This is a genomic window from Rhizobium sp. CF122 (assembly GCF_000282035.1).
Lineage (GTDB): Bacteria > Pseudomonadota > Alphaproteobacteria > Rhizobiales > Rhizobiaceae > Rhizobium.
In genome coordinates this window covers 20,471-31,493 of sequence record NZ_AKKA01000041.1, presented here as the reverse complement: position 1 = coordinate 31,493, position 11,023 = coordinate 20,471, and the positions used below count along the sequence as shown (strand labels likewise).

The following is an 11,023-nucleotide window of genomic DNA, read 5'->3' as shown; positions in this document are numbered from 1 at the left end:
TAACTGTCCACACTTCCTAGGCGGTCGCGGCTGCCGGCGGGTTCGTCCATCCGCTCGTCCACAGTTGCCGCAACCGGTCGCCGTCGCCTCGGAAATAGGCGTCGGCCGTCTCGCAATGCTCGACACGGTCGCTGCGGAAATTGCGGATCGCCTGGCGCAGCTCGCACCAGGCGACAATGTTTGCGGTTTGCGAGTAGTAGATGAGCGCAATCGGCTGGATCCTACGTTCCGTCGCGCGGCCGAGTTCGTCGCGGTAGTCGAGCATCAGCTTCTGCTCGTCGCGTATGGCGCGGCGAACCAGACCAAGATCGAGTCCGGCCGGAGATTGGGCAACCGATCCCCAGGCATAGAGCGCTTTTCGTTCCATCGCCTGACGCAGCAGCCCCGGCACGGCCCCAGCGATCTTCTGGTTGACGCTCTTGGCCGCCCGTTTCAGCTCCTCGTCGCCGGTGCGCTCGAGCAGCGCCAGCGACAACACGATCGCCTCCATTTCCTCGACCGAGAACATTAGCGGCGGCAGGTCGAAGCCCGGCCGCATGATGTAGCCGATACCGCGGCCGCCCTCGATCGGGACGCGCATCGCCTGCAGGGCGGCGATATCGCGATAGATCGAGCGCACCGTCACCTCGAGCGTTTCCGCCATGGCCGCCGCCGTCATCGGCCTGCTCGCCAATCGCAGGATCTGGATGATCTCGAAAAGCCGTGAGGCCTTGCGCATCTTTTGCCTCCTTTGGCCTAGGCTCCTGACAATACACTGTCAGTTGGGCCGTCGTATAGCACTCCTATCGAATTGAAAATCAACAAGGTCCCGGAAATCGACCTTGAATTGGATAGCGGGCAACTGACATGACTTACAGCGAAAATCTCTGGCTCTACTTCACGCTTCTCTTCGGCATCATCGTCGTCCCGGGCATGGATATGCTGTTCGTGCTGGCCAATTCGCTGACCGGCGGCAGGCGCACGGGTATCGCTGCGACCGCCGGCATCATGGCAGGCGGGGCGGTGCACTCGCTCTATGGCGCGATCGGGGTCGGCGTGCTCGCCGTCCTCTTGCCGATGCTGTTCAACCCGCTGCTTTTTGCCGGTGCAGCCTACATGGCCTGGATCGGCTACACGCTGATGCGCAGCTCGATCACCGTCGCTAGCGTCGGGCCCGGCGGCCTGCGCTCGGGCTGGCGGGCTTTTCGCCAGGGTGCCGCAACCTGCTTGATGAACCCCAAGGCGTATCTGTTCATGATCGCCGTCTATCCGCAGTTTCTGAAGCCGGTCTACGGGCCAATCTGGGCACAGGGTCTCGTCATGGGCTTCATGACCATGGCGACCCAGGCCGCTGTCTATGGCACCCTGGCGCTGACGGCGGCGCGAAGCCGCACGATACTGGTGTCCAATCCGAAGGCGACAATCCTCGTCGGGCGGATCGCCGGCGCGCTCCTGATCGCCGTTTCGATCCTCACCGCATGGCACGGCTGGCGCGCCGCGGCATGAAGCGCGAATACGAAACGATTTAGAACTCCGTTTTTCCTGAAATCTCACCCACTTGTTACTTTTTGAGGCGAAAAAATTTGCCATGATGCCGCCCGTCTGCCGAAGCGCCGGGCTTCGCGGACGTTGCTATCAAAGAGGAGTGGAGACATGAGACTGAAAGCTATAGCCGCGGCAGTGCTCGTCGCCGGTCTGGGGGTCGTAGGCGTTGCCATTGCAGCGGAGGAAGGCACGCACGACGCGCGCTCCGCGCTGATGAAGAAAGTTGGCGGCGCGGCGGGCGCCATGGTGGCGATCGCCAAGGGCGAAAAGCCCTACGACGCAGAGGTGGTCAAGGCTTCCCTGACGACGATCTCGGAGACCGCGAAGGTATTCCCGGATCAGTTCAAGCCTGGCACCGAAAAGGGGGACAAGGCGGCAAGCCCGAAGATCTGGGAAGATCCAGCGGACTTCAAGGCCCGTGCGGCGAAGCTTTCGGCGGATGCCAGCAAGGTCCTCGCGCAGCTTCCGCCCGACCCAGCCGCTGTCGGCGCCGCAATGAAGACGCTTGGCGCCAATTGCGGCGGCTGTCACGAGAAATTCCGCATAAAGACCGACTAACGATCCTGGCATTTCAGTCAAACGATCCGCAGCAGCCTTGCCGCTGGTGCGGATCGTTTTATGTTTTCGACAAGATTATTGGCAACAGGAGCGGTGAATGGTCCGCAGGTTCGTCCGGTTTTTACTCTGTCTCGTCGGAGTGTTCGTCATTGGCGGAGCGGTTTTCTATTTCATCACCGCGCCGAACGCGCTTCCTGAAAGTCACTGGGCCAACCTTGGTGAACCCGATTTGAAGAACGGTGAAATGGTCTTCTGGACGGGCGGCTGCGTCAGTTGCCACGCTGCGCCCGGATCGGAGGGGGACGCCAAGCTCACGCTGTCAGGCGGTCTGGCGCTGAAGAGCCCTTTCGGCATCTTCCACGTGCCCAACATCTCGCCTGACGAGACGGCTGGTATCGGGACATGGACGCTGGCCGAGTTCGGCAATGCCATGAAGCGCGGCGTTGCTAAAAACGGCGAGCATCTCTACCCGTCCTTTCCGTACAATTCCTATGCCCGGATGAGCGACAACGACGTCAACGATCTCTTCGGCTATCTGAAGACGCTGCCGAAGAGCGGCAACGTTTCCCCACCGCACGAATTGCCGTTTCCTTACAATATGCGTCTGGCGCTGGGTGGCTGGAAGTTCCTGTACTTCAGCAACGAGCCGCGTGTCGCACTTGCGGCCAAGGTCGACGACAAGGTCAAGCGCGGGCAATATCTGGTCGAAGGCGCCGGCCATTGCGGCGAGTGCCACACGCCGCGCGATCAATTCGGCGGGTTCGAGGCAGACAGATGGCTGGCGGGTGCGCCAAACCCGGAAGGTCAGGGCAGGATCCCTGATATCACACCGGGCTCGAAGACCGTCGCCTCATGGAGCCAGGAGGATATCGCCAACTATCTGGAAACCGGCTTCACGCCCGACTTCGATACGGCCGGCGGTTCGATGGCCGAGGTGCAGCGCAACCTCGCCCATCTGCCGAAACCGGAGCTCGAGGCGATCGCAGCCTACTTGAAGGCAGTCCCGAACCGCTAATATTAGCAATATCTCAAAAATGCCGCATTGCAGCACTCCACTGGGTCGTGCACACTGAACGCCCTGTGGCGAACCCTTCCGAGGTTCGCTTTCCGAACGACGCCCATCCACGTCTTCCGAAAGGACAGCTGCATGCACAGCACGTCGGCCAACCCTGCAGATGATCTCGAGTCTGTTGCCCGCAAGGGCGGCAAACTGCGGCGCATGGCGGTGCGGATACCGACCTACATGGCCGACATCCGTGAAAATCCTGCCTGGCTGCCGATGTTCCTGTTGGCGCGCACCATACCGGCGCGCAAGGCGCATTGGCTGACTGCACGACGCAGCAATGGCGCGATCGAGAATCTGCCGACGCTCTTCAAGGGCGTGGATCATGCAGATGCCGTCGCGGCGCTCAGGCGCGACGGGATATTTCCCGACCTGACGCTACCTCAGGCGATCACCAGTGAAATCGCAAGCTTTGCCAGCGCCACACCGTGCTTCGGCAATTTCGATCGGAAGATCGAGTTCCTGGCGTCGGATCATCGCGACGCAGAGCAGCAATGGGGACGATCGATCCTGAGCGGCCACCACTTCGAACGGGCGCTTGATTGCCCGGCGGTTCGTACCGTCCAGCGTGATCCTGTACTGTCGGAGATCGCGCGCTGCTATCTCGGCGCCCAAGCCCGCCTCATTACCACCCGCATCTGGTGGAGTTTTCCGACGAGGGCCAGCGAGGCCGATCGCAGCCTGGCGTCGCTGGACAAGTATCACTTCGATCTCGACGACTGGCGAATGCTGAAGTTCTTCTTCTATCTCGTCGACGTCGACGAAGGCGCCGGCCCGCATGTCTATGTCAGGGGCAGCCACAACAAGCGGCGTATCAAGCACCAATTGACCCTCCTGGTCGGCCACCCCGCGAATGAAATCCTGGATTTCTATGGGAAGGAGAGCGTGACGACGCTGACCGGCGCAGCAGGCTTCGGCTTCGTGGAGGATCCCTTCGGCTTTCATATGGGAACGGTCGCCAAGACCAAGCCGCGCCTGATGATGGAGGTGGGCTTCGGCGTTTCCAAGCCGTCGCGCCGCCGTTTCCACGGCGAGCCGGTGCTTCGATGAGCTAAGGCAGTAGCGTCGTTCACGCGGCTTTCGGCTGATGCTCGGCGCCGAACATCAGGACGTATTGGTCCAGTTCGTCGCCGGCATGTCCGAGCGCGCGGTAGATTTCCGCGGCAAAGGTCATCGGCGCCGATCCCGGCGCCGTCACCAGTTTTCCGGCGCGCACGGCCTGCGGGCTGTCCTTGTAACGGGCGTGTCCGGTGTACCCGGGCACACCGGCGATGAAATCGGCGGCATTGCTGGTGTGGTCGGTGGCATTCAGTGCTCCGGCACGAGCAAGCGCCAGAGTTGCGCCACATATCCCGGCGACGAGTTTGCCGTGGGCAAGGAAGTCGTAGATGACGGTTCTCAGGTCGGGCGCCTTTTCCGTTTCCCAGATCGTCCCGCCGCAGAGCACGAGGCCGTCGAAGGCACTGGCATGCAGGTTTTCCGCGACGGTATCGGCCGCGACGCGCATGCCCCCCATCGAGCGCACTTCCGAGCCATCGGGCGTTGCGATCACTACGTCGAAGCCGAAGTAGGAACGTGCGGAGGCCGTCAGTTGCCCGACCTCCCAGTCGGCGAATCCGTTGGTGAGCACGATTGCAAGTCGGGTCATCGGTTTCTCCCTGCCGAATGTCCGCGGCGGCCAACGCCGCTCATGCCAAAGCCTGCATATAGCGCATGCCGGTGACCGGGCGAGGCACGAAGTCCATATTCTCGTAGAAGCGATGCGCCTGCACGTTGCCCGTGGCAGCGCTGACCGAGAGGTAGCCGCAGCCGGCGCTGCGTGCTGTGTCGCGGGCGCGGTTGACGAGGTGCTGCCCGACGCCGTGGCCGCGATGACCGTCACGCACAAAGAGATGATGCAAATCCATGCCGCGCGCACCATCCTGCGCCCTGTAGAGCGGCACGAGAATGGCGTAGCCGATCAGGCCTTCGTCGGTCTCGGCAACGAGCGCGTTGATCCACGGCACCGGGCCGAAAAGGTCACGTTCGAGTTGCTCTGGGCTCGAGGCGGAAGCATCCCCATGATGTTTGGCGAGCAGGGTAATCATTTCGCTGAGTTCGGGGAGGTCGCGCGGCTTAGCCGCACGGATATTGATCACCGGCGGGCGGATCATTGAGATTTCGCTGTCTTCGATTTCAACCATGGTCTTCGCGTCCTTGTGTGGTGTTCTGCCGTCAGGACGCTGCCGATACAACAAAGCCGCCTGACGGCGGCTTGTTGACAATATGATCTGTCCGGCCGCCCTTACAGGTACAGCCAAAAATACGTGCTGGTGATGTGCGCGTTCTTGATCATGCGTCGATAGATTGTCCAGAACGCGCCGTTTGTCAATGGGATTTACGCGCGGGCGCCGGGAAGCGCGCAGCGGCCTTCGGCGCAGCCGCCATCGACCGCTTCGCCGGCGACATCGGAAACCGGTAGCGCCAGCGCCATGGCTACTTTTCATCAGCTTCATATTAATATAGGGTACCCCCCTATGCTAAATGGAAAACCTCATGTCCCACACCACGCATCAGAAGAAAAAGCTGATGGCCCGCGTCAGCCGTCTGAAGGGCCAGCTGGAGGCTGTCGAGCGCGCGCTGGGGGCCGAGCGGCCCTGCGGAGAGATCTTGCAACTGCTTGCCTCGATCCGCGGCGCCCTGAACGGCCTGACCGGCGAGGTGCTGGACGATCATCTGCATGAGCATGTGCTGCACGCCGCCGATGAGAAGGCCCGCATGGAAGCCGTCGAAGAAATATCCGAAGTCCTGCGGACCTACATTCGCTGACACAACCGACATGAGGAGCGTGCGATGAACGCACAGACCGAAAGACTCGAGCACGACCACGTTTTCCTGGGCGCCGATCACGACCGCAACGCCCGTCGTGTCTGGTTCGTCATTGCGCTCACCGCCGTCATGATGGTGGTCGAGATCGGCGCCGGAACCTACTACGGCTCGATGGCTCTCGTCGCTGATGGCTGGCACATGTCGACCCACGCTAGCGCCCTGCTGATCTCCGCCGTTGCCTACCTCTATGCGCGCCGGCAGGCGCGCAATCCCCGCTTCACCTTCGGTACCGGCAAGCTCGGCGACCTCGCGGGCTTTGCCAGCGCCATCATCCTGGCGCTGATCGCCTTGCTGATGGCTTGGGAAAGCTTCCTGCGCATCACGCATCCCGTGCCGATCAGCTTTTCGCAGGCGATCGGCGTCGCCGTCGTCGGCCTACTGGTCAATCTGGCGAGCGCCTGGCTCCTGAAGGACGACCATCATGGCCACAGCCACGGCCATTCCCACCATCACGAGCACCAGCATCACCATCACCATGACCACGCTGATCATACCCATCATGGCGATCATGCTCGTTCCGCGCATGCCTCCGACAACAATATGCGCGCTGCCTATGTCCATGTCATTGCCGATGCGCTGACATCGGTGCTCGCCATTGCCGCACTGCTGCTCGGCAGTCTTTATGGCTGGCTCTGGCTCGACCCGCTGATGGGTATCGTCGGCGGCCTGATCATTGCCCAATGGTCCTGGGGCCTGATGAAGTCTTCAGGCCGCGTGCTGCTCGATGTCGTACCGCGGGAGGCGGCTCTGCAGCGCGAGATTCGTTCGGCGCTGGAAACGGGCGGCGAGCGGATCACCGATCTTCATGTCTGGCAGGTCGGACCCGGCCATCACGCCGCGATCGTTGCTCTCGTGACGCCGCAGCCGGAAAGCCCTGCCTTCTACAAGGCAAAGCTCGAACCCGTTGCCGGCCTCTCGCACGTTACCGTCGAGGTAACGCAGTCGGCGGCCGCTTGACGCGACTCATCCGGGCCACAATCAGTCTCTAGCGCTGTGTCCGTTTGTTCAGGCAGAGGAATTTTCATGCGGGGCTTTTCGATCCGCCGCCGGACGCTACTTGGTTCGGCACTGCTTTCATCCGCCTTGTTCCTGCCGCGCATTGCGCGGTCGGAAGACAGCGATGATGAAATCAACCGGCGGATGGAAGCACTCGAAAAAGCGATCGGCGGTCGCATCGGTGTCTCCGCCATCGACACCGAGACCAACATTTCATTCGGCTATCGCGAGACCGAGCGCTTTCCGCTCTGCAGTACGTTCAAGGTGCTGGCCGCAGGGCTGGTGCTGGCGCGCGTCGACAAGGGGCAGGAGACTCTCGAGCGACGCGTCGTCTACGACCAGGACAAGCTCGTCACCTACTCGCCGGAGACGGAAAAGCACGTCGGCGGCGAGGGCATGAGCCTCAGTGAACTCTGCGAGGCGGCGATCACGCTCTCCGACAATACGGCCGGCAACCTGCTGCTGGAAAGCTTCGGCGGCCCCGCTGAGCTCACCAAATGGCTGCGCACGCTGGGCGATCGGTCGACGCGACTCGACCGATGGGAAACGGCGCTCAACGAAGCCAAGGACGGCGATCCGCAGGATACGACCACCCCCGATTCGATGGTCGACACGCTCGGTAACCTGACGCTGGGCTCGGCCCTGTCGGAACCGTCGCGCGACAAGCTGGTCGAATGGATGGTGGCGAATACGACAGGCGGCGCACGTCTGCGCGCGGGCCTGCCGGATGCATGGAAGATCGGGGACAAGACCGGCACCGGCAACAACGGCAGTGCTGCCGATATCGCGATTGTCTGGCCGCCCGGTCATGGAGCGATCCTGGTTGCCGCTTACGTGACGCAGGCCAAGGCGCCGGCGTCCGAGATCAACCCCATCTTCGCCGAGGTCGGAAAGATCGTGGCCGACATGGTCGGATAAGACTGTCGTGTCAAAGAGATGCGATGGAAACGTGAATCTCCGTCGCATCGATCTGAATCAATTTCTGAGGTCTCAGACGCTGACAATGTCGTCGACGCTCGACTTTTCCTTGCTGTCGTCGTCGCCGGTCAGCTGCCGTTTCAGCTCGTCCGAGATCTGCTTTTCGATCGCCTCGCGCTCTTCTGGTGGCATGGCCTTCAGGTCGTCTTCGGTGAGCCCGAGCCGCTCGAGGATCTGCGCGCGGATGCGCTCCGCCGGCGTCATGTTGGCGAGGTCCGTGAACTCCGAGGCAACAGCCTCATGGCGCGCTTTCGCGGGATCCTCGGTGCCATCCATGCTAGTGGTGCCGCTGCTCTGCAAAGCCCACATCGTACTGGAAATCGACGTCGGCGTGCTGCTTGGCTGAAGTGCTGTGCCGCTCTGGCGAACGCTCACCTCGGTATCGCCGGACTGTTGCTTGCTGCGCTGGCCGGATTGGCCGAAGAGGTTGGTCAATCCATAGGTGCTGGAAATGTTGCTGCCGATCTTCATGAAAATTCTCCCTGAAACAATGGGTGGGAGAATGGTGCGCCAGACATGCCCGGAGCTTGTGTCGGCTGGCTTGGGTGGCCGTCGTCAGCGGCGGCCATCCGGCAGGTTTGGGAAGCTTCAGGGTAGGGCGTAGCCGATCACATAGTCGCCGGGCTTGGTGCCGATCGAGCCGTGTCCGCCGGCGACCATGACGACGAACTGCTTGTTGTCACTGGTGGTATAGGTCATCGGTGTCGCCTGGCCGCCGGCCGGCAGGCGGGCTTGCCAGAGCTGGTCGCCATTGGTCACATCATAGGCGCGCAGAAAGTTGTCGACGGCGGCCCCGAGGAAGGCAACGCCGCCTCTCGTCAGGATCGGGCCGCCGATGCCCGGTACGCCAACCTTGAAGGGCAACGGCAGCGGCGTCATATCGTAGACGGTGCCGTTCCTGCGCTTGTAGGCAATCTTTCCGGTACGCAGATCGACACCTGCGACATAGCCCCATGGTGGTGCCTGGCAAGGGATCTTCAGCGGTCCGAGGAACGGTCCCATGAAGACGCCATAGGGCGCGCCCTCGTTGCGGTTGAGGCCCTGTTCACTGCCTTTTTCATCCTGCCCCTTCGGCGGGATATCAGCGGCGGGAACCAGCCGCGAGGTAAAGGCAAGATAGGTCGGCATGCCGAACATGATCTGCCGCTCGGGATCCACCGCAACACTACCCCAGTTGAAGGTGCCGAAATTGCCGGGATAGATGATCGATCCCTGTAGTGACGGCGGCGTATAGCGGCCTTCGTATTTATAGCGATGGAACTGGATACGGCAGGCGAGCTGATCGAACAGCGAAATCCCCCACATATCCCTCTCCTGAAGCGGCGGCGGCGAGAAGGTGAGGTCCGAGATCGGCTGCGTCGGCGCCGTATGGTCTTCAGGGATCGCGCCGCCCGGGGCGGGTATCTCCTTGAACGGGATGATCGCCCCGCCAGTGCGCCGGTCGAGCACGTAGATGTCGCCCTGCTTGGTCGGGGCAACGAGCGCCGGTACGGACGTTCCATCGGATTTTGTCATGTCGAAGAGCACGGGCTGGGCGGGGACGTCCATGTCCCACAGGTCGTGGTGCACGAACTGCTGCACCCATTTCACTTGCCCGGTGGCGATGTCGAGTGCGACGATCGAGGAGGAGTATTTCTCGACATGGGCGCTGCGATTCATGCCGAGCTGGTCGGGCACTTGGTTGCCGAGCGGTATGTAGACCATGCCGAGACCGTCATCGACACTGAAGACGGACCAACTGTTCGGAGAGTTGGTGGTATAGGTCTGGCCTTCGGCGATCGGCGTGGTAACATCGGGATTGCCGGAATCCCAGTTCCAGATGAGCGCGCCGGTATTGATGTCGTATGCGCGGATAACGCCGGACTGCTCCTTTGTGGAATAGTTGTCGTTGACGGCGCCGCCGACGATCAGCTTGCCGGCGACCGCGACCGGCGGCGACGTCGAGTAGTAGTAGCCGGCCGGATTGTACTGCATGCCTTTTTCAAGATGCAGCACGCCATCTTCAGCAAAGCTCGTGCAGATCTGGCCATTTGCGGCATCGAGCGCAATCAGCCTGGCGTCGGAGGTCGGCAGAAACACGCGCTCGGCGCAGGCAGCGCCGGGGGCTGCGGCCGTGTCGCGATAATAGGTGACGCCGCGGCAGGTCTGGTGTTGGCGGTTCGGGTTCATGCCGGAGTTGGAATCGTACTGCCATTTCTCCTTGCCAGTCTTGGCGTCGAGCGCGATTGCCCAGTTGTGCGGCGTGCAGAGGTACAGCGTGTCGCCGACTTTCAGCGGCGTCACCTGATAGGTCGTTTCGCCGACATCCTCGGGTCGCTTCACATCACCGGTCTGGTAGCGCCAGACCTCCTTGAGATCCTTGACGTTGCTGACGTTGATCTGGTCGAGCGGCGAGTAACGCTGGCCGAAGGGTGTGCGGCCGTATTGATGCCACTCTTCATTGGGCACAACACCGCCGAAAGCCGAGGGGCTAGTTACGGCCTCGGTCGGCAGATTGCCCGTGATCCGGTGTGGATCGGTGGTCATCGAATAGCCGGCGATCGCGATCGCAATCACAACCGGTATCGCGAGCGGCCAGGGGTTTGCCCCATAGGAGATCCCGGTCGGGCTGAGAAAGCCGAGCGGGCGGCGGATCCAGGGCGTTAACAACCAGAGGCCGAGAAGAATGATCAACCCGCCGCGCGGCCCAAGCTGCCACCAGTCGAAACCGACTTCCCAGATCGCCCATACCAAGGCCACGGCGATCAGCGCCGCATAGACCCACAACGCGGCTGCCCTGCGCAATAGAAGCAGGATAGCGGTCAGCAGGAAGATGGCGCCTGCGAAGAGATAAAAGAAGCTGCCGCCGAGCATGACGAGCCAAAGACCGCCGCCGCCGAGCGCAAGGCCAATCAGGATGAAAAATATGGAAGTAATGATGATTGCCATCTGGGAAGACTCCCGCTGATGTTAGCCGGGTGCGATCAGAGCGCGAAAAAAGTCCGCGAATCAGCGAGATAGTGCAGTCGCAACGAGCGTCAACTGCGACCATAGGTG

At 61.8% G+C, this 11,023-nt stretch carries 12 protein-coding genes; 7 read left to right on the top strand and 5 right to left on the bottom strand.

What is annotated here, in order from left to right; all coding sequences use genetic code 11:
* Positions 1 to 16: 16 nt before the first annotated feature.
* The gene (locus PMI09_RS09800) at positions 17 to 718 is read right to left on the bottom strand and encodes a helix-turn-helix transcriptional regulator (protein WP_007791972.1); all 702 of its coding nucleotides are present in this window, start codon (positions 716 to 718) and stop codon (positions 17 to 19) included.
* A gap of 128 nt (positions 719 to 846) precedes the next feature.
* Between PMI09_RS09800 and PMI09_RS09795 the strand changes: the two genes are divergently transcribed.
* From PMI09_RS09795 to PMI09_RS09780, 4 genes are all read left to right on the top strand, one after another.
* The gene (locus PMI09_RS09795) at positions 847 to 1,485 is read left to right on the top strand and encodes a LysE family translocator (protein WP_007791968.1); all 639 of its coding nucleotides are present in this window, start codon (positions 847 to 849) and stop codon (positions 1,483 to 1,485) included.
* Positions 1,486 to 1,632: 147 nt separating this feature from the next.
* Positions 1,633 to 2,082, top strand: a complete 450-nt coding sequence (locus PMI09_RS09790; RefSeq protein WP_007791965.1) for a c-type cytochrome — start codon at positions 1,633 to 1,635, stop codon at positions 2,080 to 2,082.
* A 97-nt stretch (positions 2,083 to 2,179) separates the two neighbouring features.
* The gene (locus PMI09_RS09785; RefSeq protein WP_007791964.1) at positions 2,180 to 3,097 is read left to right on the top strand and encodes a c-type cytochrome; all 918 of its coding nucleotides are present in this window, start codon (positions 2,180 to 2,182) and stop codon (positions 3,095 to 3,097) included.
* Positions 3,098 to 3,229: 132 nt separating this feature from the next.
* Positions 3,230 to 4,195, top strand: coding sequence for a hypothetical protein (locus PMI09_RS09780; protein ID WP_007791959.1), 966 nt, complete (start codon positions 3,230 to 3,232; stop codon positions 4,193 to 4,195).
* A 19-nt stretch (positions 4,196 to 4,214) separates the two neighbouring features.
* On the opposite strand, the gene PMI09_RS09775 is transcribed toward PMI09_RS09780, so the two are convergent.
* A complete protein-coding gene (locus PMI09_RS09775; protein ID WP_007791956.1) occupies positions 4,215 to 4,793 on the bottom strand; it encodes a type 1 glutamine amidotransferase family protein in 579 nt (192 codons plus the stop codon).
* Between the two features lie 40 nt (positions 4,794 to 4,833).
* Entirely contained in the window at positions 4,834 to 5,328 is a 495-nt protein-coding gene (locus tag PMI09_RS09770; protein ID WP_007791953.1) for a GNAT family N-acetyltransferase, read from the bottom strand.
* A 352-nt stretch (positions 5,329 to 5,680) separates the two neighbouring features.
* On the opposite strand from PMI09_RS09770, the gene dmeR reads away from it, so the two are divergent.
* The 3 genes from dmeR to bla all read left to right on the top strand — a co-directional run bounded on the left by dmeR (position 5,681) and on the right by bla (position 7,927).
* Positions 5,681 to 5,953: a Ni(II)/Co(II)-sensing transcriptional repressor DmeR gene (gene dmeR, locus PMI09_RS09765; RefSeq protein WP_007791950.1), complete on the top strand. Its 273-nt coding sequence runs from the start codon at positions 5,681 to 5,683 to the stop codon at positions 5,951 to 5,953.
* A 24-nt stretch (positions 5,954 to 5,977) separates the two neighbouring features.
* A complete protein-coding gene (gene dmeF, locus PMI09_RS09760) occupies positions 5,978 to 6,970 on the top strand; it encodes a CDF family Co(II)/Ni(II) efflux transporter DmeF (RefSeq protein ID WP_007791947.1) in 993 nt (330 codons plus the stop codon).
* Positions 6,971 to 7,036: 66 nt separating this feature from the next.
* Positions 7,037 to 7,927: a class A beta-lactamase gene (gene bla / locus PMI09_RS09755; protein WP_007791944.1), complete on the top strand. Its 891-nt coding sequence runs from the start codon at positions 7,037 to 7,039 to the stop codon at positions 7,925 to 7,927.
* Positions 7,928 to 7,999: 72 nt separating this feature from the next.
* Here bla and PMI09_RS09750 read toward each other — a convergent pair whose 3' ends face one another.
* Positions 8,000 to 8,458, bottom strand: a complete 459-nt coding sequence (locus PMI09_RS09750) for a hypothetical protein (protein ID WP_007791941.1) — start codon at positions 8,456 to 8,458, stop codon at positions 8,000 to 8,002.
* Positions 8,459 to 8,575: 117 nt separating this feature from the next.
* Positions 8,576 to 10,915 (bottom strand): glucose/quinate/shikimate family membrane-bound PQQ-dependent dehydrogenase, encoded by a 2,340-nt coding sequence (locus tag PMI09_RS09745; protein ID WP_007791938.1) that lies wholly within the window; start codon positions 10,913 to 10,915, stop codon positions 8,576 to 8,578.
* Positions 10,916 to 11,023 lie beyond the last annotated feature (108 nt).